Origin of the sequence: uncultured Abyssibacter sp., assembly GCF_964000955.1 — a bacterium.
GTDB lineage: Bacteria > Pseudomonadota > Gammaproteobacteria > Nevskiales > OUC007 > Abyssibacter.
On sequence record NZ_CAXFCL010000046.1, the window covers coordinates 1 to 21,795 of the forward strand.

Here is a 21,795-nt window from a genome sequence, read left to right on the forward strand (position 1 = left end):
AACGGGTCGCCATCGCGCGCGCCGTGCTCAAGCGGCCGGGCATTCTGGTATTCGACGAGGCCACGAGTTCGCTGGACTCCGAATCGGAGCGTTCCGTGGTGCAGGCGCTGAGGGAGGTGGCCGCGGACCGCACGACACTGGTGATAGCGCACCGGCTGTCCACCGTTGCCGACGCCGACCGGATCCTGGTGCTGGATGCTGGTCGCGTGGTGGAATCCGGCGCGCACGCGGATCTGCTGGCGCGTGGCGGACGTTACGCCTCGCTGTGGCGACTGCAGCAGACGGACTGAGGCGCGGGTCTCAGGGCGCCCAGTAGACCTGCAACCTGGGGCCCCGCTCGTAGATCACGGAGCGTACCGGCATCTCCTGGATATCACGGCCTGCGGCCGCCTGCTCGAAGGTCTCGCGCTTGTCCTCGCCCTCGATGTGCAGGAACTGGTGCCGGGCGTTGTTGAGCGCAACCGGAGTCAGCGTCATGCGGGCCGTGGGCTGGCTGGGCGGCCGCACGACCTCGCAGGCGTGTTCGCTGTCCAGCACGCCATGCAGTTCCGGGGCGTCCGGGAACAGCGAGGCAGTGTGACCATCCGTGCCCATCCCGAGCACGACCACATCCAGCGGAAAACCGACCTCGGCGACGCGGGCCTCGCTGACCATCTGGCCGGACTCGGGCAACGAATGCCCCGTCTTGAGCGAGATCACATGGGCGTTGGCGGCCTCGTCGCGGGCGAGTTCGCGGCGAATCAGCCCGACATTGCTGGCGGGTTCGGATTCATCGACCCAGCGTTCGTCGGCCGGCAGCACGTGCACGCGCGACCAGTCCAGCGGCTGTGCCGCAAGCTTGCCGAACAGGCGGACCGGGGTGCGGCCGCCTGAGACGACCAGCGAGGCACGTTGTCGGGTTTCGATGGCGTTCCGGAGTATGTCGGCGACGGTGTCGGCCAGCGATTGCGCCAGAGCATCCCTGTCGTCGAACGCAATCCAGTCATGGGCCATCCTCGACCTCCTCATGCCACGCGTATCCATCCCGGGCCAGCAGCGAAACGGCTGACGACGGGCCCCAGCTCCCCGCGTGGTAACCGCGCGGGTGCTCACCATCCTCGTGCCAGGCGGCCAGGATCGGATCGACCCAGCGCCAGGCAGCTTCCAGTTCATCATTGCGCATGAACAGCGTGAGGTTGCCGCGAATCACTTCCGTCAGCAAACGCTCGTAGGCATCCAGCGGCCGAACCTTGAACGTGCGGGCGAAATCCAGCCGCAGACTCACCGGTTTGAGCCGCATCGCCGGGCCGGGCCGCTTGGCCAGCACGCTGAGGCTGACGCCTTCGTCCGGCTGCAGGCGGATCACCAGCCGATTGGCCGGCAGATCGCCCAGGTCCTCGCCGAAGATGTTCAGCGGCACCGGGTGGAAGTTGATGACGATTTCCGCGCGGCGTTCCGCCAGGCGCTTGCCCGTGCGCAGGAAGAACGGCACGTCCGCCCAGCGCCAGGTGTCGATATGCGCCTTGATGACCGCGAAGGTCTCGGTGGTGCTGTGAGGCGCCACGCCGTCTTCCTCAAGATAGCCCGGCACCGACTGTCCGTTGATGACGCCGGCCCGGTACTGGCCGCGCACGGTTTCCTTGATCGCCTCGTAGCCCTTGAGTGGCTTGAGTGCGCGCAGGACCTTCAGCTTTTCATCGCGCACCGCGTTCGGCTCGGTGGCGGTGGGTGGCTCCATCGCGACGATGCAGAGCAGCTGCAACAGATGATTCTGGATCATGTCGCGCATCGCGCCGGTGTGCTCGTAGTAGCCGGCCCGGCCTTCCAGGCCGACCTGCTCGGCCAGCGTGATCTGCACGTCGTTGATGTTGGTGCGGCGCCAGAGCGGCTCGAACAGCGCGTTGCCGAAGCGCAGCGCCATCAGGTTCTGGACGGTTTCCTTGCCCAGGTAGTGGTCGATGCGAAAGATCTGGTCCTCGCGGAACACCGCGCCCACCCGCGTATTGATCTCGGTGGCGGATTGCAGGTTCGTGCCCAGCGGTTTTTCCAGCACGACGCGCGAATGCGCGGTGTTGAGTCCGGCCTCGCCCAGTTTTTCGCAGATGCCGGCGAACAGCTTTGGCGATGTGGCCAGGAAGTAAACGCGGCAGCGGTCCGGGTCGCCTCGATTGAGCGTCTCCGCCAGCTCGGAGAAATCCTCGCTCGAGCTGGCGTCGACGCGCTGGTAGAACAGCCGCTCCAGAAACGCTCGCAGTGCGTCGTCGTCGAGGTCGGAATCGCGCACGTGACGTCGGCAGGCCTCCTCGGCGTGCTGACGAAAGGCGCTTTGTTCCATGTCCGAGCGGCCGGTGCCGATGATGCGGCTGCCGGCGACAATCTGTCCGTCGCGGTTGAGGTAGTAGAGCGCGGGAATCAGCTTGCGCGTCGCGAGATCACCCACGCCGCCAAAGATCACCATGTCGAATGTGTCGCCGCGCGTCATAGCGCCTCCTGTCTCGCCGCCGATGCGTGATGCAGGCCGTCGGCGCACTGTTTGCATGATCCACGCCAAGGGCGCGTTGGCGCCGGGCGTCTCACCCGATTGAAACACAGCGGGGGGATGCTCACGTGACAACCCCCTGTGAGTGTGGTGTGGTTTGGGACCCGATTCCGGGACGATGCCATCGCGCCGGAATCGATCGGCATCGATCACCGGTGGAGCAAGGAGCAACGCATGGTTGAACCGCTACACCCGACCGTGGCGGAGGTGACGGCGCGCGTCGAGGAACGCAGTCGCGACTTGCGCGGGGGCTATCTGGAGCAGTTGGCCGCCGCCCGCGCAGGCGGCCGGACTCGCGGTCGGCTGTCCTGTACCAATCTGGCCCATGGCATGGCCGCGGCCGGTATCGATCAGCCGCCGCTGGCCGACATGAAATGGCCGAATCTGGCCATCGTCTCCGCCTACAACGACATGCTGTCCGCGCATCAGCCGCTGGAACGGTTCCCCGCGCTGATCAAGGCTGCCGCGCGCGAGGTCACGGCCACCGCGCAGTTCGCCGGCGGCGTGCCGGCGATGTGCGATGGCGTGACCCAGGGTCAGCCGGGCATGGAGCTGAGCCTGCTCTCGCGTGACGTGATTGCCATGGCGACGGCCATCGCGCTGTCGCATGACATGTTCGACGGCACGCTGGCGCTGGGCGTCTGCGACAAGATCGTGCCGGGGCTGGTGATCGGTGCGCTCAGCTACGGGCATTTGCCGACGGTCTTCGTCCCCGCCGGCCCGATGACCTCCGGTCTGGCGAACGACGAGAAATCCCGCATCCGCCAGCAGTTCGCGGAGGGCAAGATCGGCCGCGCGGAACTGCTGGATGCCGAATCGAGGGCTTACCACGGCCCCGGGACCTGCACCTTCTACGGCACCGCGAATTCCAACCAGATGCTGATGGAGGTGATGGGCCTGCACCTGCCCGGCGCGGCCTTCGTGAACCCGAATACGCCGCTGCGTGATGCGCTGACCGCGGAGTCCGCCCGTCAGTGCGGCCGGTTGGCCCGCGATGGTGCCCCGGGCATCGGCGAGCTCCTGGATGCCCGTTCGTTCGTCAATGCGATCGTGGGGTTGCTCGCCACCGGTGGCTCGACGAATCACACGCTGCACCTGGTGGCGATGGCGCGCGCGGCCGGCATTGTCGTGACCTGGGACGACTTCACCGACCTGTCGGCAGTGACACCGCTGTTGGCCCGGATTTACCCGAATGGCAGCGCCGACGTGAATCATTTCCATGCCGCCGGTGGCATGGGCTTTCTGACGCGTGAGCTGCTGCGTGGCGGATTGCTCAACGGTGCGGCGGGTTCGATCTACGGACAATCGCTGGCCGATTACACCTGCGAGCCGCATCTGAGTTCCGACGGCCGGGTGGAATGGGTCGAGGCGCCACAGCGCAGCGGTGACGAAGCCGTGCTGCGGCCGCTGGACAACCCGTTCGCGGCATCCGGCGGCTTGCGCGTGCTCGACGGCAATCTGGGCCGCGCGGTCATCAAGGTGTCCGCGGTCAAGCCGGAGCACCGCGTGGTCGAGGCGCCGGCGATGGTGTTCGACGACCAGCAGTCGCTGATCGACGCCTTCCAGGCCGGGCGCATGAACCATGACCTGGTCGCCGTCGTGCGCGGGCAGGGTCCCAAGGCCAACGGCATGCCGGAGTTGCACAAGCTCACGCCGCAGCTGGGCGTGCTGCAGGACCGCGGCCACGCCGTGGCGCTGGTGACCGACGGACGCATGTCCGGGGCATCCGGCAAGGTGCCGGCGGCGATCCATGTCACCCCCGAGGTGGCGGACGGCGGGCCGCTGGGCAAGGTTCGCGATGGCGACATGATTCGCGTCGATGCCGAGACCGGCGTGCTGGAAGCGAAGGTCTCGTCGGCGGTCTGGGACATGCGGGAGGTGGCGCCGGTGCAGACCGGGGCCATCGGTTATGGTCGCGAGCTGTTTGCCGCGCTGCGTGCGGCAAACAATGGCGCCGAGGCTGGTGCCGCCAGCCTGTTCTGAGCGAGGGACGCGCGATGACATTGAAGGAACTGCTTTACAGCTCGCCGGTGATCCCGGTGCTGGTGATCGATTCGCTGGATGACGCCGTGCCTCTGGCCCGTGCGCTGGTCCGCGGCGGGCTGCCGAATCTGGAGATCACCTTGCGCACCGACGTGGCGCTGGAGGCGGTCAGAAAGATTGCCCGCGAGGTTCCGGATGCGCAGGTGGGTGTCGGCACGGTGCGCACGGTCGACGACATCCGGAGGGCCTGGGATGTCGGCGCCACGTTCGCCGTGTCGCCCGGGCTGACGCCGGCACTGCTCGACCTGGAGCATTCCATCCCGCTGCTGCCGGGGGCGATGACCCCGACCGAAATCATGACCGCGTTCGACGCCGGATTTCGCTGCCTGAAGCTGTTTCCCGCGTCCTTCGCCGGTGGCGCCGATTTCCTCCGCGCGATCGCCGGCCCGCTGCCGGATGTCACCTTTTGCCCCACCGGCGGCATCCGCGAGGATGATCTGCTTCGCTATCTGTCGATGCCCAACGTGGCCTGCGTCGGCGGCACCTGGATCACGCCCAAGGATGCCGTGGCGCGCAAGGACTGGGACATGATCGAGACGCTGGCGCGCCGCGCCGTCGCGATTGCCAACGAACAGCCCACCGCCGCCGGCCGCTCGGGTTCGGCCGCGCCCGAGGCCGGGGAGGAAGACCCCGGCGCCGCACTGGAGAGTCTGCGTTCATGAACGACCTGTCACTGGATCCCGAGGACTTCGCGCTCCGCGCCCGCGTCAAGCTGCTGGGCAAGCTGCTGGGCCAGGTGATCGCCGAACATGCCCGCCCGGGTGTGTTCGAGGTGGTCGAGGAATTGCGCACCGGGTTTATCGCGCTGCGCAACGGCGAGGTGGATCACGCCGCGCCGCTGGACTCGCTGATCCGCTCGCTGGATGCGGAAACCCTGATGCAGGTGGTTCGCGCGTTCACGATCTACTTCCAGCTCGTCAACATTGCCGATGAGCTCTATCAGCACCGGGGGCGCCGGCGTCAGGTGGCCCAGGGTGGGCGGCTGTGGGTCGGGTCGTTCGACGAGTCGCTGGCGACCGCCGTGGAATCCGGGCTGGATGCCGTCGCCGTGTCCAGCATGCTGGGGAGAATGCGCTACAACCCGGTGTTTACCGCGCATCCCACGGAGGCGAAGAGCCGGACCGTGATGGAGGCGCTGCGCCGGATCTTCGTGCTCAACGAACAGCTGGAGGAGGGTGAGAAGCCCGAGGTGATCGAGGCCATCGGGCGCGAGATCCAGACCTTGTGGAAGACCGAGGAACTGCGTGGCCAGCGGCCCACGGCCGAGGACGAGATCCGCAACACGCTGCACTACTTCCACCAGTCGATCATCAAGGCCGTGCCGGTGCTGAGCCGGAACCTGGAGCGCGCGCTGGGCCGGTCCTACGACCAGACCATTCGCTTTCCGCCGTTCCTGCGCTTTGGCTCCTGGGTGGGCGGCGATCGCGACGGTAACCCGTTCGTGACCGTCAACACGTCCTGGTACGCGCTGCGCATGCAGATCCGCGAGGTGCTGTCCTACTACCTGCGCGAGACGGATTTGCTGGCTGACGAGCTGTCCCACTCACGCCGCTGGTGCATGCCCACGCCGGCGTTCGAGGAATCGCTGGCCGAGGACGAGGCCGAGTATCTGAATCGCACCGGCGCCTTGCCGGAACGCTTTGCGCAGGAGCCCTATCGCCGCAAGCTGTATCTGATGCGTGAGCGGCTGGAGGCCATGGTCGGGCAGATCCAGGTCGAACTGGAGAATCGTGCCCAGCGCTCGCGTCGCGCCTCCGGTGGCTATGCGGTGGCGGCGGATTTCGTGGCCGATCTCAAGCTGATCCACGCCTCGCTTTGCAGCCATGGTGACGCCAACATCGCCGACCGCCGGCTCAAGGACCTGATCTTCGCCGCCGAGGTGTTCGGCTTTTCCCTGGCGCGGCTGGACGTTCGTCAGGAATCGCCGCGGCATGAAGAGGCGATCGCCGATCTGCTGCGCGAGACCGGTCGCTGCGATGACTACGCGGCGCTGGACGAGGATGCGCGGATGGAACTGCTGGCATCGGTGATCCGCAATCCGCCGTCCCCACCGCCCATGGAGTTCTTCAGCGACTCGGTGCGCCACGTGCTCTCTCCGGTGCAGATGATGGCGGAGGCGCAGAACGTCTTCGGCGAGGAGACCTTTGGTGCCTACGTGATTTCCATGGCGCATACGGCCAGCGATGTCATGGAGGTGCTGGCGCTGGGCTCGGTCTACGGACTGACGGGCTACCGCAAGGAGGGCGCTGTGTGCCGCATGCGCATCTCCCCGCTGTTCGAGACCATCGAGGACCTGGCGCATATCCGCCCGGTGATGCAGGTGTTGCTGGCCGATCCGGTGTACCGGGAGATGCTCGATGCCTCCGGCGGTGATCAGGAAGTGATGCTGGGTTACTCCGATTCCTGCAAGGACGGCGGCATCCTGGCGTCGAGCTGGAATCTCTACAACGCCCAGCGCGAAGTGACGCAGCTGTGTCGCGAGCAGGGGGTGGGCTGTCTGCTGTTCCATGGTCGCGGTGGCACCGTGGGGCGCGGCGGCGGTCCCACCCACGCGTCGATTCTGGCGCAGCCGCCCGGCACGGTGAACGGACGCATCAAGTTCACCGAACAGGGCGAGATGATCTTCTACCGCTACAACAACCTGGAAACGGCGGTCTACGAGCTCACCGTTGGTGTCTCGGCGTTGATCAAGCATGCGCTCAATGAGGACGACGCGCCGCAGGCCTACCTGGAGACCATGGCCAAGCTCGCCGGTGACGGCGAGGCCTGGTACCGCGAGATCACCGAACACACCGAGGGCTTTTTCGACTATTTCTACGATGCCACGCCTGTCGCCGACATTGGCTCGCTGAACATCGGGTCACGGCCCAGTCACCGCAAGAAGGCGGAGCGGGGCAAGTACTCGATTCGCGCCATTCCCTGGGTGTTTGCCTGGGCTCAGTCGCGGCACACGCTACCGGCCTGGCTGGGTGTTGGCACGGCGCTGGAGACCTTCCAGCGAGAGGTGCCAGATGCCACCGAGCAGTTGCAGGAAATGGCCAGGCGCTGGCCGTATTTCGCGAATTTCCTCAACAACACGCAGATGTCTCTGACCAAGGCGGACATGGACATTGCACGCCGCTATGCCGATCTGGCGCCGGACCGCGAACGCGCGGATTCGATCTTCGGCGTGATCTGCGAGGAGTACGAGCGCGCCAGGCGGGAGATTCTGCGCATCACCGGGCAGGATCATCTGCTGGGTGAGGACCCGGCCCTGGCGCGGTCGCTGGAACGTCGGCGGCCGTATCTGGATCCGCTCAACGCCATCCAGACCCTGTTGATCGAGCGCTGTCGTGAACGCCCCGGCGAAGCGGTTTGGAAAGAAGCGCTGCTGCGATCAATCAACGGCATTGCGGCCGGGATGCGCAACACGGGTTAGGCGCTTTTGACGGCTGTCCCGGACATGTCAGCGGGCCAGCCGGTGATGTCGGCGGGGCGTTTTTTCTGGCGAACGGTCCGCGCTGACGGGACGTCGATGGGCATTGTTGCCCAAAAATGACATAAGTCGATGGCGATGTCCGGATTTTCGGCCATCTTTCGTTTTAATGCATTGACGCGTGTGGTTCCCAGAGGTCCTCCGGTCTCTGACACGCGTCGGGACGTGCGGGGATTGCCTTGGTGATCCTCGTTCCCCTGATTCCGGCGGTGGTGGCGACCACCGCCGGTTTTTTGAATCGGCGGTTTGTCCTTTCGGCGCCGTTGCCCGTCGCAGATGCCTGCAAGCGATCAAAGGTCGTTTCGGCAGGACGGGCGGGGCGGGATGCATCGCCTGGATGCGATGAACTTCTCGAAATGTTGACCCGTCATCCTTTACTCTAAGCGTCGTTCGACAGCCGCTGAACAATGGTTGGCGGCCACAGGTCGAACCCCCTCGAAAACCTGACCCGGCAGGGTCTTCAACGGCTTCGCTTCCGCGGGGCGGGATTGCGTAGTGTTGCACCGACCGGTGGCGGCACGTCGCACAAGGTGGACGATCGGTATCGCGCTGGCTCTGGTGTTCGGACCGGGGTGGGCCGCCGGCGAACAGCCTATCGGCGTGCAATGGATTCAGCAGCTCAACGGCTCAGCCCTGCGGCTGAAGGCCGACGGCTGGGAGGCCGGTCTGCAATCCCAGGCACGCGAGCCCGACCGGGTCTGGCTGGAGCCCGGCGCCGGTTCCGACTCCGATGTGACGCTGGCCGGTGACTTCGCCTGGCGTGAGGACGATCTGAGTGTCATCACGCGATTCGACTACCACGCGCTGGCGCCGCGCGCGGCCTTCAACGGCGACGAACGCGACGGGTCCAGCGTGCAGACATCGGTTCAGCAGCGGATCGGCAAGACGCGGCTATCGCTGGACTGGCAGGAGGATGGCGAGGACTACGCGCTGCCCACCGACATCTGGTTCGCCGGTGATCGCAAGCGACGGGCGCTGCGGCTGGAGCGCCCCTGGGCTGGCGGCCAGTTGATGGCCGGGTTGGCCAAGCAGGAGCGCAACCGATCCAAGCCGCACCGGATGAGCGTCGAGCGCCGCTGGGTGGGGTGGCATGGCGTGAATCGCTCCGGCGGAACCTTTCGCGTGGAGTTCGAAGTGCTGGACCGCACGCCCACCGGTTCGCAGCACTGGTTCGACGGGCAGTCCGAGGCCCGCCTGCGGGTCGGCCTGGGTCGCCAGCTTGGCCGGATTCTGGTCACGCTGAATTCGGAAATCTTCCGCCAGACCACGCTGCGCGGGCAGGAGTTGAACGGCACCCAGGCCGGCATCCTCAATCTGGCCGCCGAAACCCGGCTGGCGTCGACGCGGTTCCGGGCATGGACCACGGCGTCGAACTTCGAGCTGGAAAACGGACATGACGCGGCGGTTCACGCGGGGTTCCAGGCCATCGCCGACACCTTGTGGCAGGACGTGTTCGTCGAGATCGGTATCGACCGCGCCTATCGCAGCTACGCTTGGTCGGCCGCGCCGATCTCGGAATCACATGCCAACGGCCGGCTGCGCTGGACGCCCCGGCACCTCGCGCCCTACCTGCCGCCAAACACCGAGCCATCCCTCGAGCTGGTGGCTGATCTGCGTGAGCATCGCAGCGGCGGTGAAGCCGAGCTCGCGGATCCGACGTTCATGCTCATCTGGACCGTGCGCTGACGCACAGACCGCCCCAGACCCGTACGGCGGGTTGAGACCCAGTTCCGGTTGCATGCTGTCGACGCGCTAGGATGTGCGGCGGATCTTCAATGGAATGAACCGGACGTCGTGGACCAGCCAATTCGCACGGAAACACTGGTCAGCCTCTGCTACAGCCGTCTGAAGCATACGGCGCGGCGTGAATTGCGCCGCTGGCCCGGCGTGCTCAATCCGCAGACCACCGAACTGGTGCACAGCGCCTATCTGCGGCTGGCGTCGGATCATCAGTGGCGGACGGTCGAGGACTTCATGGCGGCCGCAGCGAATTGCGTGCGCCAGGTGCTCGTGGACGAGGCCCGTGCCCGCACGGCGATGAAACGCGGCGGCAGATCGCAGGCCTTGTCGCTGGACGCCATTGGCGATGTCAGCAGCGACGAGGACCAGGAACTGGTCGAACTGGACCAGGCGCTGTCGCAGCTCGAGGCACTGGATGAACGTCTCGCGAGGGTCGTCGAATGCCGGTTCTTCGCCGGGTTTTCCAACGCCGAGACCGCGAGCATCCTGGGGCTGACCGAGCGGACCATTCGCCGCGACTGGATCAAGGCACGCGCCTGGCTGCGTTTGGTGCTGAATGAATCCGCGACGCCGGACGTGGTCGCGGCAGGCTGATCCGGTCAGCCCGGTGATGAGCCGGTTGCAAGCGTGGTGACCTTGGCTCGCTCCGGAAGATTCTCCGCGCGCGCTTCGAAGATTTCGCGATACGCCACATAGATCACCACCGAGGCGAAGCCGAACCCCAGAATCGTGAAGGGGCCGGGCAACAGCGCCGCCAGCAGCATCAACGGCAGACCCACGTAGCAGCGCCGGATCGGCGCCAGATTGCGCTGCACGCCCAGCGCCGAAAGCTGCGTGGCATGCACGCGGTCGGATTCGGAGCGCATCAGGATGGGGATGGTGAACAGCTCCGCCAGCGCGATCGCTAGCGGTGATGCCAGCACCGCGTACCAGACGTGCTCGGCCAGACCGAACAGCAGCCAGGCGATGGCGCCATCGGGTTCGCCGGGCGGAGGGATTGGTTTCGCATCGTCGACGGGGACGAACACGAACTGGGCGAGTGTCACCAACGCGACCTGAGCGCCGCACAGGATGCCGCCGTAGACGAGCATGGACCGCGCGCTGAGCGGTGCGATCAGCCGTCGGGACGGGCCGAGGATCAGATCACGCCACAGGGCATAGGCACTGCCGCCGTGATCCGCCGCGTACGCGGTGGCCATGATCGCCGCCATGAACCACGGCGTCGTCGCGCAGATCGCCAGGATCATCGCCAGCCAGGTCAACAGTCCCCAGGGGTCCGACAGCGTCGGGTTGCCGTGGTGGTCGATCAGTTCGATCACGCCGGCATACAGCGCGCAGGCCAGCAGCATCATCGCGAACTTGCGGCGAATCAGCAGCCAGGCCTGCCGCAGCCAGCGGTTGCGGATCACCTTGGGATCGCCGTCGACGCGGCGGGGCTCGAACTCCATCTGGGGTCAGGTCAGGGAGGTTAACGCCCCACGGTGGGGGGCATCTGGCTCAGAATCCAGTCGTGCTGTCCGCGGGTGTAGTTGGTGGGCGGATTGATCCGGTAGCGCTCGGGGGCCGGAAGCAGCACGGCCAGCCAGGCGGCATCGCTGCGGGAGAGCTGCGAGGCGGGTTTTCCGAAGTAGTGCCGGGACGCAGCCTCGACGCCGTAAATGCCGTCGCCGAACTGGGCCAGGTTCAGGTAGAGCTCCAGCGTGCGCTGCTTGGTCCAGACGAGTTCGGCGACCAGGGTCAGCCAGGCCTCGGCGCCCTTGCGGACCAGGCTGCGATGCGGGGTCAGCAGCAGGTTCTTGACCGTCTGCTGGGTGATCGTGCTGGCGCCGCGCAGCGCCTCCCCACGCTGGTGGGCCTCCCAGGCCTTGCGCATCGATTCGACATCGAAGCCGAAGTGCTCGTGGAAGCGCTGGTCCTCCGCGGCGATGACGGCGGCGGCGGCGGTGTCCGAGATCGCCTCCCAGTCCACCCAGGTCTGCGTGACCGGTCGGTCGTTGCGCAGGGCGTCCTGCACCATGAACGATGACGTCGGAGGGTTGATGACGGCCCAGGGGGCGACCAGCGCGAGGCTGATCAGCACCATCGCCAGCAGTGTCCAGGCCAGCCAGCGGATCGGTGCCGGCAGTGTGCGTCTGACCTTGTAGATGGCGCGTGTCCGTGTGGGTTGGCGAGCGCTGGTGGTTGGCGGCGTTGCCCTGCGTGGCCGCTCGACGTCCGATGCCGAGGTGGTGGGGGCGTCGGAGGCGTCGACCGCCGTCTCCGGTTCCAGGAGACGGTCGCCGGGTTGGCTCGGCAACGGCTGGAAATGACTATCGTCGTCCAGTACCGGGGCGACACGTGTTGGCTTGTCTCGCATCAAAAGGGAGTCCGTGAGCGGAAGGGACAGTTCAGGAAATTTGAAGTGAAATCGCTGATAGCTTCGCTTTTCTTCCGATGTGGCCTTCGCTACCTTGCGTGGGTCTTTTGAATCGGGAGTACCGCATGATCCGCAACATGACCCTGGCGGCGGCCGGCCTGTTTTTTCTGGGCACCGCAATCGCCGCGCCCACCAAGTATAGCTTTGACCAGTCCCATACGGTGGTCAGCTTCGGCTGGAACCATCTGGGCTTCTCCAATCCCTCCGCCATCCTCACCGATTTCACCGGTGGCGTCGCGATCGAGGAGGATGATCTTGCCCGTTCCGTGGTTCAGCTGGACTTCCGCGTGGTCGACATCGACCCCGGACACGGCGAGTTCTTCAAGCACCTGATGAGCGAGGATTTCTTCGATGCGAAGCAGTACCCGACCGGCAGCTTCGTTTCGACCTCGATCACCAGCACCGGGGACAACACGTTCAAGATCATTGGCGATCTGACGCTACACGGCCAGACCCATCCGGTGACGCTGGATGCCACGCTGAACAAGCAGGGCAAGCATCCGTTCGCTGACGTGTACGTCATGGGTTTCGACGCCAGCGGCACGCTCAAGCGCAGCACCTGGGGCATCGACAAGTACGTGCCGGCGGTCAGCGACGAGATCACGCTGAGCATTACAACGGAACTGCACAAGCCGCTGAAATAGCGGCTTGTCGAGACCGGAGGCTCCGTCATGCCGATCCGAAACACGCCCGAGCGTTGGGGCTGGGTGGCCAAGTGGCTGCACTGGACCGTCGCGCTGGCCGTAATCGTGATGATCGGGCTCGGCTGGTGGGCGGAGCGCCTGCCCTTTGGCTCGCTCAAGGTGGACGTGTTCTGGGTGCACAAGTCGCTGGGCATGCTGGTCCTGATCGCCATGGCCCTGCGTCTGCTCTGGCGGCTGCTGAATCCGGCGCCGACATTGCCGGACACGCTCAGGCCCTGGGAGCGCGGGGCGGCGCATCTGACCCACTGGGGCCTGTACGCGCTGCTGATCGCGATGCCGGTGTCTGGCTGGGTCATCAACTCCGCGGCCAACTTCCCGTTGTCGGTGTTCGGCTGGTTCGAGGTGCCGGCAATCGCGCCGGCCGATGACGACATCAAGGAACTGGCCGCGTCGGTACATGGCGCGCTGTCCTGGGCCATCATCGCGGTCGTGGGATTGCATGTGGCGGCGGCGCTCAAGCATCACTTCGTGCTCAAGGACGATGTGTTGCGGCGGATGCTGCCGTTCGGCCGCATCGAACGAGAGCATCGCGCATGACGCGGCGCATGGGGCTGGTCGGTCTGGTCATGGTGTTGCTGACGCCAGCCGCCTGGGCCGGTGACTGGAAGATCGACCACGATCACAGCACGCTGGGGTTCGAAGCCACTCAGTCCGGCGCCCGATTCGGCGGCGAATTCGGATCCTTCGACGCGGTGATGCGCTTCGATCCGGAAACCCTGGATCAGGCGCTGTTCGACGTGACGGTTGATGTCACGTCGTTCGATTCCAACAGCAGCGATCGCGATTCCACCGTCGCCGGCAAGGACTGGTTCTGGTTCAAGCGGTTTCCCGAGGCGAAGTTCGTCACCACCGAATTCCGTGCGCTGGGCGGAGACCGTTACGAGGCGGTGGGCGACCTGACCATCAAGGGCATCGGCCAGTCCATCGTGCTCCCGTTCACCTGGGTCATCGATGGTGACCGGGCGACGATGGACGGTGGTGTGACGCTGACGCGCACCGACTTCAAGGTCGGCGAGGGCGAGTGGGCCAGCGGCAAGACTGTCGGACGGCAGGTCGACGTCAAGGTGCGGCTCAGGCTGACGCGGATCGATTAGCGGATGCCTGCCCGGCCGGTGTGCTCTGCCGGCAGATCAGAATGCCGCCCAGCACGATGGCGCCACCCAGTGCCTGCCAGGCCCCGAACGGTTCGGCGAGCAGCAGCCAGGCGAACACTGCGGCGGCGACCGGCTGGATCAGCAGGCTCACCGATGAGAACTGCGTGCTGAGATGGCGTAGCGACCAGGCGATCAGGCCCTGGCCGCCGATGTGGCTGATCAGCGCCAGCCCGCCCAGCATGAGCCAGTCGGACCGGGACGTCGGCCAGAATGCCTCGCCGCTGGCCAGGGCGATCGGCGCCAACACCACGGCTCCGACCAGCGTCGCCGCCGCCATCACGCTGACCACATGGTGACTGCGCCGTGCCGCGGCGACCGTGAGGATGTAACCGGCGTAGAAACAGGCGGTCAGCACGCCCAGCAGGTCACCACCGAAGTGCTCCAGTGACACGCTGAGGCTGTCCGCCATCAGGATGATCGCGCCGGACATCGCCAGCGCCAGCCCCAGCACGAAGCCGCGGGACAGCCGCACTCCGAGGAACAGCACCGAGATCGCCGCGACGATGGCGGGTTGCAGATTCGCCAGCAGCGTCGCATTGGCCACGCTGGTGATGTGGATGGATTGATGCCACACCGCCAGATCGCCGGCGAACAGCAACCCCGGCCACAGCAGACGCCAGTGCAGGCGTTCCGGGCTTTGCGACCAGGCGAGCAACAGTAGTGGGCTTGCCAGCGCCAGACGCCAGAACGCGGCCGATGTCGGCCCGACTTCGGTGAGCCGAACGAAGATCGGCGCCAGGCCGATGCACAGCGCGCCGACGATCAGGCCGGCCAGCGGCCAGCGGGAGGATTCCGGGGACATGCGCGCAGCATGCCCGATTCCGCCTCCGGCCCGCACTTGTTCACACGATAAGGTCGAGGCAGTCTTGGTGGACTAAGGGGTGCGGGAAACACGATGAAGTATTCGGAATCGATCGAGGTGAAGCTGCCGCGGGAACAGGTGGCCGCGTTGCTGAAGGATCCGGCGAACATGTCCGGCTGGCAGAAGGGCTTCGTTGCCATGGAACAGCTCAGCGGGGCGCCCGGCGAGGCGGGATCGACCGCGAAGCTGGATTACGCGTTCGGCAAGCGCACCATGTCCATGACCGAAACGCTGGTGTCGGCCAACTGGCCGGAAAGCTGGGTGGCGACCTACGAGGCCGGGGGTGTCTGGAACCGGCAGGAAAACCGGCTGGTGGCGGTGTCCGCGGACGTGACTCGCTGGGAATCCGATTGCGAGTTCCAGTTCTCCGGAATACCGATGAAGATCATGGGATGGCTGATGCCGGGCGCGTTTCGCAAGCAGACGCGCGCCTATCTGGCCGATTTCAAGTCATTTGCCGAGACCGGCGAGGCGGCGCAGGCATGATTCAAATCTGTCGAGTGCTCGCGCTTGCATTGAGTGTCCAGCTCCTGATCGGGTGTGCTACGGCGACGCACAACACATTGGCTAATGGCGCGCCGGCCAGTCCGAAGATCATGTCGGGTACGCGTCTGAATGTCGCGGTCATCCAGAACGATGAGGAAACGCTGCAGGAATTTGCGAAGTACGGCATCTTTCCTCCGCGGCCAAAACTGCCGTTCTTCACTAGTCCCGAGCGAGTCGCCGCTGGTGATCTGGTTTGCAGTGCTCTCGCCGATGCCTTGCTGCTGCCGGCGACGGTTCCCTACGCCGCATACCATCGCCTGATCAATCCGCCGGACTAGATGGCGGTTGATCAGGCGTAGAAATCGCTGCTGCCGTCGGGCCGGCGGCGGAATCGCTTGTACCCCCACCAGTACTGATCCGGCAGGGCACGGATGCATTGTTCGACGCCCTGGTTCATCGCGTCGGTGGCCGTTTGCACGTCGGGATCGTGGATGCCGTCGGGGGCCTCGACGAAGCGCATGACGTAGCCGCGACCACGCGGCAGGCGCTCGCCGATGAAGAACAGCACCTCGGCGCCGGTGGACTTGGCCAGCTTGGCGATCAGCGTCGGCGTGTGCGCCGGGATGCCGAACAGCGGCGAGTAGATGCCGCGTCCCGGCGGCGGGTCCTGATCCGGCAGGATGTAGGCGATGTTGTTGCCGCGCAGCAGCGGCAGCAGCGAGCGCAGCACGATGCTGCCCTCGGCCGGAATCATCCTGCCGCCGAAGCGCGTGCGGCCTTGCAGCGACAGCTCCTCGAACGCGCCTTTCTGCCGCTTGTACAGCCCGGTCATCACGTGCTGTTTCGAGTAGACGATGGCCGGTGCCTCGAAGGAGCCCTGGTGCAGCGTCAGCAGGATCAGGCCCTTGCCCTTGGCGAGCGCCCGGTCGACCAGCTCGCCGTTGTCGATGCGGCGGATCATCCGCTCGACGCGACGTTCCGGACCGATCCACAGCAGCGGCAGTTCGGCAATGGTCTTCATCTCGTGGCCCAGAGCCTGCCGTGCCCGGCGCCGGACCTCGGCCTCGGAGAGCTCGGGGAAACAGCGGCGGATGTTGATCAGCGCAACCTTGCGCCGGTCATTGGGGATGATCCAGAGCAGCCAGCCGAGCAAGGCACCCACCCCGTGCAATACGGGGAGCGGGAACAGCGACAGGAATCGGAACAGCGCACGCATGACGGATTCAGGTCAGGCGTGACCCCGGCTGGCCTGCTGCGCGGCGCGGAGCACGGCACGGGCCTTGTTCATGGTTTCCTCCCACTCGGTTTGCGGAACCGAATCGGCGACGATGCCACCGCCCGCCTGTACGTGCATCTGCCCGTGCTTGATGACCGCCGTGCGGATGGCGATGGCCAAGTCCATGTCGCCGGAAAAGGCCAGATAGCCGACGGCGCCGCCGTAGACGCCGCGTTTGACCGGTTCCAGCTCGTCGATGATCTCCATCGCCCGGACCTTGGGCGCGCCGGACAATGTGCCGGCCGGGAAGGTCGCCTTCAACGCATCCATGGCCGTCAGGCCTTCACGCAGCGTCGCGGTCACGTTGGAGACGATGTGCATGACGTGGGAGTAGCGTTCGATGACCATCTTGTCGTCGAGTTGCACGCTGCCGGTTTCGGCCACGCGGCCGACATCGTTGCGGCCCAGGTCGATCAGCATCAGGTGCTCGGCGATTTCCTTCGGGTCGCTCAGCAGGTCCTGTTCCAGTGCCAGATCCTCCTCCGGCGTGGCGCCGCGAGGGCGTGTGCCGGCGATGGGGCGCACCGCGACCTGACCGTCCTCCACGCGCACCAGAATCTCCGGCGAGGAGCCGACGACGTGGTGGTCGCCAAAGCGCATGAAGTACAGGTAGGGCGACGGATTCATGCTGCGCAGCGCGCGGTAGACATCCAGCGGCTCGGCCTCGAAGGCCGTGGACAGCCGCTGGCTGGGCACGACCTGCATCACGTCGCCGGAGCGCGTGTAGGCCTTGATGCGCTCCACGGCGTCCTCGTAGCCGGCCTGGGTCAGGCCCGAGACGAACGAGGATTCGTCGATGGGTTCGGCATTCGGCGCGTCCATCTCCGGCATCGCCAGCGGCTGACGCAGTGTCTGGACCAGCGTGTCCAGCCGCGCACGGGCAGCGGCTTCGCCCTCCGCATCGGCCGGGTCGTAATGATCGATCAGATAGAGCTTGCCGGCCAGGTTGTCGAACACCGCCAGGCGCTCGGCCACCATCAGCAGGATGTCCGGATTGTCGATCGGGTCCGGCTTGGTCACGCCGGCCAGCCGGGGTTCGATCAGGCGCACGATGTCGTAGCCGAAGTAGCCCACGAGGCCGCTGGTCAGCCGTGGCAGACCCGGCAGGTCCGGCACCTGATAGGCATCGGCGAACTGCTGGACCCAGCCCAGCGGATCGTCGGAGTCCAGGCGTGCGAGTTCCGCATCGCCACGGCGGTGCACGATGTGCTGTCCACGGACTTCCAGCGTTTCCTCGCAAGCCAGGCCGATGATCGAGTAGCGACCCCAGCGTTCGCCGCCCTGCACCGATTCCAGCAGGAAGGTCCAGGGCGCATTCGCCAGCTTCAGATAGGCCGAAAGCGGGGTGTCCAGGTCGGCGAGGATTTCCCGAACGACCGGGGTGCGCTGGCGCGTGGCCAGCGTGGGCGCGCTCATGACGTTGCGGCCGCCAACTCGTCGCGCATGGCGGCAATGGTCGCGGCGTAGTCATCGGCGCCGAAGATGGCCGAGCCCGCGACGAAGGTATCCGCGCCGGCTTCGGCGATCTGGCGGATGTTGTTCACCTTCACGCCGCCGTCGATCTCCAGGCGGATGTCGCGGCCCGAGGCATCGATGCGGGCGCGCACGTCGCGCAGCTTGTCCAGGGCCGAGTCGATGAAGCTCTGACCGCCGAAGCCCGGGTTCACCGACATGATGAGCACGAAGTCCAGCCGGTCCATCACGTAGTCCAGCACTTGCGTCGGCGTGCCCGGATTCAGCACCAGTCCGGCCTTGCAGCCGTGGCTGCGGATCAGTTGCAGGCTGCGGTCGACGTGCAGGCTGGCCTCGGGGTGGAAGCTGATCCAGGTGGCGCCGGCCTTGGCGAATTCGCCGATCAGCGCATCCACCGGCGTGCACATCAGGTGCACATCGATCGGCGCGGTGATGCCATAGTCGCGCAGGGCCTGGCAGATCGGCGCACCGAACGTCAGGTTGGGGACGTAGTGGTTGTCCATGACGTCGAAGTGCACGACATCCGCGCCAGCGTCGAGCACGGCTTGTACATCGTCACCCAGGCGGGCGAGATCGGCGGACAGGATCGACGGCGCGATCAGCGGTGACTGGCTCATGGTGGTAACGCCTCAAACGGGCGCGAACTTTACCGGCTCGTGACGGCTGCATAAAGTTCCGGCTCACGGCGCGACAACGCGTCAGGCTCACCGCAATCGGAAACCACCATCGATGGAAGGCTTGCACACGCCGACGCTGGAACAGTTTGAACTGGTACACCGCGGCAAGGTTCGGGATGTCTACGCCGTTGACGAGGCGCGGCTGCTCATCGTCGCCACCGACCGGCTCTCGGCCTACGACGTCATCCTGCCTGATCCAATCCCCGGCAAGGGCGAGATGCTGACCGGCATCTCGAACTTCTGGTTCAAGACCATTGCCGGTGAGCACAAGCATCACCTGCTGGATGAGCCGCTGCCGGAAGGGTTGCCCGAAGGTTTTGCCAAACGCTCCGTGCTCACCCGCCGCCTCAAGCCGCTGCCGGTCGAAGCCATCGTTCGCGGTTACATCATCGGCTCCGGCTGGCGTGACTATCAGAAGACCGGCCGGATCTGCGGCATCGAACTGCCAGTGGGCTTGCGTCAGGGCGAGGTGCTGCCGGAGGCGATCTTCACGCCCAGCACCAAGGCGCAGGTCGGTGATCACGACGAGAACGTGAGCTTCGACGCCGTGGTCCAGGCCATCGGCCGGCCGATGGCCGAGCGGGTGCGCGAGGTCACGCTGGATGTCTACCAGCGCGCCGCCGAATACGCTCGCAGGCGCGGGATCATCATCGCCGACACCAAGATGGAGTTCGGTCTGGATGATGCCGGTGAGCTGTACATCATCGACGAACTGCTCACGCCCGATTCCTCCCGCTTCTGGCCGGTGGATCAGTACCAGGTCGGTATCAGCCCGCCGAGCTTCGACAAGCAATACGTGCGCGATTACCTCGACACGCTGGACTGGAACAAGACCGCGCCGGGCCCGTCGCTGCCGGCCACGGTGATCGCCAACACCGTGGACAAGTACCGGGAGGCCTACCGGCGGCTGGTGGGCTGAGGGGCGACGCCCATGGCTTATGAACTCGACAAGCGACTCGTCGTCGGGCTGGCATCCAGCGCGCTGTTCGACCTGACCGATCCGGATCGCGTCTTCCGCGAGCAGGGTGAATCGACCTACCGCGAGTTCCAGCGTGAACACGAGCGTGAGCCGCTGAAGCCCGGCGTGGCGTTCCCGTTCATCAAGCGCCTGTTGTCCCTAAACGAAATCCGTCCCGACGATCCGCCCATCGAAGTCGTGCTGCTGTCGCGGAATGATCCGGACACCGGCATGCGGGTGATGCGATCGATTCAGCACCACGGCCTGAACATCACCCGGGCGGCGTTTCTGCAGGGGCGCAATCCGCACAAGTTCATTCCTGCGTTCTCGGTGAACCTGTTCCTGTCCGGCAACGAGGACGACGTCAACCAGGCGATTGCCGAGGGCTACCCGGCCGGTCAGGTGCTCAGCGCCGACCATGTCGACGACGAGGATGATCACGAGTTGCGGATCGCCTTCGACTTCGACGGGGTGCTGGCCGATGACGAGTCCGAAACGGTTTACCAGGAGTCCCGGGATCTGGAGACCTTCAACGAGCATGAACGCCAGCACATCGATGTGCCGCACAAGCCCGGTCCGCTGAAGGTGTTCCTGGACAAGCTGTCCGAGGTTCAGGCGCTGGAGGAGGCGCGGGCCGCGGAGGATGCGGACTACACGCCCAAGCTGCGCATCGCGATCGTGACGGCACGTGGCGCGCCGGCGCACGAGCGGGTGATCAACACCATGCGAACCTGGGGGATTACGGTGAACGAGGCGCTGTTTCTCGGCGGTGTCGAAAAGCGGCGGTCACTGGAAGTGCTAAAGCCGCACATCTTCTTCGACGACCAGCGCTCGCACCTGGTCGAGACGACCGGCGTGCTGCCGTCGGTTCATGTGCCGTTCGGGATCGCCAACCGGGCTTAAGATTCAAGCAGACGGTCCGCCGGCTGCTGTGCTTCAACCGGTGAGCCGATGGCGGATGGTATCGCCCGCCGCGAACTCGGCCGCGCTGTTCAGCGTGGTTTCGGCGATGGTCCGCAGGGCTTCCCGGGTCAGAAACGCCTGGTGGCCGGTGACGACGACGTTGGGGAAGGTCATCAGGCGTTCGAAGCGATCGTCCAGGATGATGTCGCTGGAGTGATCCGAGAAGAACAGGCCGGATTCCTCTTCGTAGACATCGATGGCCAGCCCGCCGAGCTTGCGGCTCTTCAGCGCCTCGATGACCGAGCTGCTCTCGATCAGCCCGCCGCGGCTGGTGTTGATGAGGATGACCCCATCCTTCATTCGGTCCAGCGCCGCGGCGTCGACGAGGTGGTGGGTGTCCGGTGTCAGCGGGCAATGCAGGCTGACGATATCGGCTTCGCGCCAGAGCGTGTCGAGATCGCAGGCGGCCGCGGGCGGAGTCACTGATTTGGCGAAGGGGTCGTACACGAGCACCCGGCAGCCAAAGCCTCCGAGGATGCCGCAAAGCACCCGACCGATGGCGCCGTAGCCTATGACCCCGACGGTCTTGCCATGCAGATCGAATCCGACCAGGCCATCCAGAGAGAAATTGCCCTCGCGCACACGGTTGTAGCTCTTGTGAATCTTGCGGATCAGGCACAGCAGGATGGCGACCGTGTGCTCCGCGACGGCATAAGGCGAGTAGGCCGGCACGTTGGCTACGCAAAGCCCCCGCTGCCGGGCCGCGTCCAGATCCACGTTGTTGACGCCGGTGCAGCGCATCAGCACCAGGCGCACGTCGAGGTCAGCCAGCTCGTGGACGACCTCGGCATCGCAACGATCGTTGACGAACAGACAGATCGCATCCGCGCCTCCGGCCAACGCTACGGTCGTGGGATCGAGAGCAGCCTCGAAATACTCGATTTCGAATCCGTGCTGGCGGTTGGCGTCCGCCATGCATGACCGGTCGTAGGATTTCGAGGAAAAGACCCGGATTTTCATCGCCGCCAGTCGCTTGGATGCCTGATCGGCAACATACCATCGTCGGGAGACGTTCCGATCTGGCGGACCAGCTTGATGTGGTCTGGTTAC

21 protein-coding genes and 1 pseudogene are annotated in these 21,795 nt (G+C 65.7%); 13 read left to right on the forward strand and 9 right to left on the reverse strand.

Annotated elements, in window-relative coordinates:
- Positions 1–290, forward strand: a pseudogene (locus ABNS06_RS01795) (metal ABC transporter permease); the annotation flags it as partial.
- 10 nt (positions 291–300) lie between these two features.
- Here the strand turns inward: ABNS06_RS01795 and pgl are convergent.
- On the reverse strand, positions 301–993 hold the full coding sequence (pgl, locus tag ABNS06_RS01800; protein WP_348672250.1) for a 6-phosphogluconolactonase: 693 nt from the start codon (positions 991–993) through the stop codon (positions 301–303).
- Entirely contained in the window at positions 983–2,461 is a 1,479-nt protein-coding gene (gene zwf / locus ABNS06_RS01805; RefSeq protein ID WP_348672251.1) for a glucose-6-phosphate dehydrogenase, read from the reverse strand. Before zwf ends, pgl begins: the two co-directional genes overlap by 11 nt.
- A 231-nt stretch (positions 2,462–2,692) precedes the next feature.
- Here zwf and edd point away from each other — a divergent pair, with 231 nt between their 5' ends.
- From edd to ABNS06_RS01830, 5 genes are all read left to right on the forward strand, one after another.
- Positions 2,693–4,501 carry a phosphogluconate dehydratase gene (gene edd, locus ABNS06_RS01810; protein WP_348672252.1) on the forward strand — a complete coding sequence of 603 codons (1,809 nt, stop codon included), beginning with the start codon at positions 2,693–2,695 and terminating at the stop codon, positions 4,499–4,501.
- Between the two features lie 14 nt (positions 4,502–4,515).
- A complete protein-coding gene (gene eda / locus ABNS06_RS01815) occupies positions 4,516–5,223 on the forward strand; it encodes a bifunctional 4-hydroxy-2-oxoglutarate aldolase/2-dehydro-3-deoxy-phosphogluconate aldolase (RefSeq protein WP_348672253.1) in 708 nt (235 codons plus the stop codon).
- A complete protein-coding gene (gene ppc / locus ABNS06_RS01820; protein WP_348672254.1) occupies positions 5,220–7,979 on the forward strand; it encodes a phosphoenolpyruvate carboxylase in 2,760 nt (919 codons plus the stop codon). Before eda ends, ppc begins: the two co-directional genes overlap by 4 nt.
- A 552-nt stretch (positions 7,980–8,531) precedes the next feature.
- Entirely contained in the window at positions 8,532–9,722 is a 1,191-nt protein-coding gene (locus ABNS06_RS01825; protein WP_348672255.1) for a hypothetical protein, read from the forward strand.
- 108 nt (positions 9,723–9,830) lie between these two features.
- Entirely contained in the window at positions 9,831–10,370 is a 540-nt protein-coding gene (locus ABNS06_RS01830) for an ECF-type sigma factor (RefSeq protein WP_348672256.1), read from the forward strand.
- Between the two features lie 5 nt (positions 10,371–10,375).
- On the opposite strand, the gene ABNS06_RS01835 is transcribed toward ABNS06_RS01830, so the two are convergent.
- Positions 10,376–11,224 (reverse strand): hypothetical protein, encoded by an 849-nt coding sequence (locus ABNS06_RS01835; protein ID WP_348672257.1) that lies wholly within the window; start codon positions 11,222–11,224, stop codon positions 10,376–10,378.
- 20 nt (positions 11,225–11,244) lie between these two features.
- Entirely contained in the window at positions 11,245–12,132 is an 888-nt protein-coding gene (gene mtgA, locus ABNS06_RS01840) for a monofunctional biosynthetic peptidoglycan transglycosylase (RefSeq protein ID WP_348672258.1), read from the reverse strand.
- 125 nt (positions 12,133–12,257) lie between these two features.
- On the opposite strand from mtgA, the gene ABNS06_RS01845 reads away from it, so the two are divergent.
- From ABNS06_RS01845 to ABNS06_RS01855, 3 genes are read left to right on the forward strand one after another with little or no spacing between them, the layout of a single operon-like run.
- Positions 12,258–12,836, forward strand: a complete 579-nt coding sequence (locus ABNS06_RS01845; RefSeq protein WP_348672259.1) for a YceI family protein — start codon at positions 12,258–12,260, stop codon at positions 12,834–12,836.
- A 27-nt stretch (positions 12,837–12,863) separates the two neighbouring features.
- On the forward strand, positions 12,864–13,433 hold the full coding sequence (locus tag ABNS06_RS01850; protein WP_348672260.1) for a cytochrome b: 570 nt from the start codon (positions 12,864–12,866) through the stop codon (positions 13,431–13,433).
- Positions 13,430–13,990 (forward strand): YceI family protein, encoded by a 561-nt coding sequence (locus tag ABNS06_RS01855; RefSeq protein WP_348672261.1) that lies wholly within the window; start codon positions 13,430–13,432, stop codon positions 13,988–13,990. Before ABNS06_RS01850 ends, ABNS06_RS01855 begins: the two co-directional genes overlap by 4 nt.
- On the opposite strand, the gene ABNS06_RS01860 is transcribed toward ABNS06_RS01855, so the two are convergent.
- A complete protein-coding gene (locus ABNS06_RS01860) occupies positions 13,968–14,852 on the reverse strand; it encodes a DMT family transporter (RefSeq protein ID WP_348672262.1) in 885 nt (294 codons plus the stop codon). The genes ABNS06_RS01855 and ABNS06_RS01860 overlap by 23 nt on opposite strands.
- 93 nt (positions 14,853–14,945) lie before the next feature.
- Here ABNS06_RS01860 and ABNS06_RS01865 point away from each other — a divergent pair, with 93 nt between their 5' ends.
- Entirely contained in the window at positions 14,946–15,398 is a 453-nt protein-coding gene (locus ABNS06_RS01865) for an SRPBCC family protein (RefSeq protein WP_348672263.1), read from the forward strand.
- On the forward strand, positions 15,395–15,736 hold the full coding sequence (locus ABNS06_RS01870) for a hypothetical protein (protein ID WP_348672264.1): 342 nt from the start codon (positions 15,395–15,397) through the stop codon (positions 15,734–15,736). The genes ABNS06_RS01865 and ABNS06_RS01870 overlap by 4 nt, the downstream gene beginning before the upstream one ends.
- A gap of 11 nt (positions 15,737–15,747) precedes the next feature.
- Here the strand turns inward: ABNS06_RS01870 and ABNS06_RS01875 are convergent, their stop codons facing one another.
- From ABNS06_RS01875 to rpe, 3 genes are read right to left on the reverse strand one after another with little or no spacing between them, the layout of a single operon-like run.
- On the reverse strand, positions 15,748–16,614 hold the full coding sequence (locus ABNS06_RS01875) for a lysophospholipid acyltransferase family protein (protein WP_348672265.1): 867 nt from the start codon (positions 16,612–16,614) through the stop codon (positions 15,748–15,750).
- Positions 16,615–16,626: 12 nt separating this feature from the next.
- Entirely contained in the window at positions 16,627–18,090 is a 1,464-nt protein-coding gene (gene trpE / locus ABNS06_RS01880; RefSeq protein ID WP_348672266.1) for an anthranilate synthase component I, read from the reverse strand.
- Positions 18,087–18,764, reverse strand: a complete 678-nt coding sequence (gene rpe, locus ABNS06_RS01885) for a ribulose-phosphate 3-epimerase (protein WP_348672267.1) — start codon at positions 18,762–18,764, stop codon at positions 18,087–18,089. Before rpe ends, trpE begins: the two co-directional genes overlap by 4 nt.
- A gap of 112 nt (positions 18,765–18,876) precedes the next feature.
- On the opposite strand from rpe, the gene ABNS06_RS01890 reads away from it, so the two are divergent.
- Entirely contained in the window at positions 18,877–19,743 is an 867-nt protein-coding gene (locus ABNS06_RS01890; RefSeq protein ID WP_348672268.1) for a phosphoribosylaminoimidazolesuccinocarboxamide synthase, read from the forward strand.
- Positions 19,744–19,755: 12 nt separating this feature from the next.
- Positions 19,756–20,685 carry a 5'-nucleotidase gene (locus tag ABNS06_RS01895; protein ID WP_348672269.1) on the forward strand — a complete coding sequence of 310 codons (930 nt, stop codon included), beginning with the start codon at positions 19,756–19,758 and terminating at the stop codon, positions 20,683–20,685.
- Between the two features lie 33 nt (positions 20,686–20,718).
- On the opposite strand, the gene ABNS06_RS01900 is transcribed toward ABNS06_RS01895, so the two are convergent.
- Positions 20,719–21,660 carry a 2-hydroxyacid dehydrogenase gene (locus ABNS06_RS01900; RefSeq protein WP_348672270.1) on the reverse strand — a complete coding sequence of 314 codons (942 nt, stop codon included), beginning with the start codon at positions 21,658–21,660 and terminating at the stop codon, positions 20,719–20,721.
- Positions 21,661–21,795: the final 135 nt, after the last annotated feature.

Bases quoted from the DNA above. Each gene is read 5' to 3' on its own strand.
- pgl (WP_348672250.1), bottom strand. From the start codon at position 993: ATGGCCCATGACTGGATTGCGTTCGACGACAGGGATGCTCTGGCGCAA.
- zwf (WP_348672251.1), bottom strand. From the start codon at position 2,461: ATGACGCGCGGCGACACATTCGACATGGTGATCTTTGGCGGCGTGGGT.
- edd (WP_348672252.1), top strand. From the start codon at position 2,693: ATGGTTGAACCGCTACACCCGACCGTGGCGGAGGTGACGGCGCGCGTC.
- eda (WP_348672253.1), top strand. From the start codon at position 4,516: ATGACATTGAAGGAACTGCTTTACAGCTCGCCGGTGATCCCGGTGCTG.
- ppc (WP_348672254.1), top strand. From the start codon at position 5,220: ATGAACGACCTGTCACTGGATCCCGAGGACTTCGCGCTCCGCGCCCGC.
- ABNS06_RS01835 (WP_348672257.1), bottom strand. From the start codon at position 11,224: ATGGAGTTCGAGCCCCGCCGCGTCGACGGCGATCCCAAGGTGATCCGC.
- mtgA (WP_348672258.1), bottom strand. From the start codon at position 12,132: ATGCGAGACAAGCCAACACGTGTCGCCCCGGTACTGGACGACGATAGT.
- ABNS06_RS01845 (WP_348672259.1), top strand. From the start codon at position 12,258: ATGATCCGCAACATGACCCTGGCGGCGGCCGGCCTGTTTTTTCTGGGC.
- ABNS06_RS01850 (WP_348672260.1), top strand. From the start codon at position 12,864: ATGCCGATCCGAAACACGCCCGAGCGTTGGGGCTGGGTGGCCAAGTGG.
- ABNS06_RS01855 (WP_348672261.1), top strand. From the start codon at position 13,430: ATGACGCGGCGCATGGGGCTGGTCGGTCTGGTCATGGTGTTGCTGACG.
- ABNS06_RS01860 (WP_348672262.1), bottom strand. From the start codon at position 14,852: ATGTCCCCGGAATCCTCCCGCTGGCCGCTGGCCGGCCTGATCGTCGGC.
- ABNS06_RS01865 (WP_348672263.1), top strand. From the start codon at position 14,946: ATGAAGTATTCGGAATCGATCGAGGTGAAGCTGCCGCGGGAACAGGTG.
- ABNS06_RS01870 (WP_348672264.1), top strand. From the start codon at position 15,395: ATGATTCAAATCTGTCGAGTGCTCGCGCTTGCATTGAGTGTCCAGCTC.
- ABNS06_RS01875 (WP_348672265.1), bottom strand. From the start codon at position 16,614: ATGCGTGCGCTGTTCCGATTCCTGTCGCTGTTCCCGCTCCCCGTATTG.
- trpE (WP_348672266.1), bottom strand. From the start codon at position 18,090: ATGAGCGCGCCCACGCTGGCCACGCGCCAGCGCACCCCGGTCGTTCGG.
- rpe (WP_348672267.1), bottom strand. From the start codon at position 18,764: ATGAGCCAGTCACCGCTGATCGCGCCGTCGATCCTGTCCGCCGATCTC.
- ABNS06_RS01890 (WP_348672268.1), top strand. From the start codon at position 18,877: ATGGAAGGCTTGCACACGCCGACGCTGGAACAGTTTGAACTGGTACAC.
- ABNS06_RS01895 (WP_348672269.1), top strand. From the start codon at position 19,756: ATGGCTTATGAACTCGACAAGCGACTCGTCGTCGGGCTGGCATCCAGC.
- ABNS06_RS01900 (WP_348672270.1), bottom strand. From the start codon at position 21,660: ATGGCGGACGCCAACCGCCAGCACGGATTCGAAATCGAGTATTTCGAG.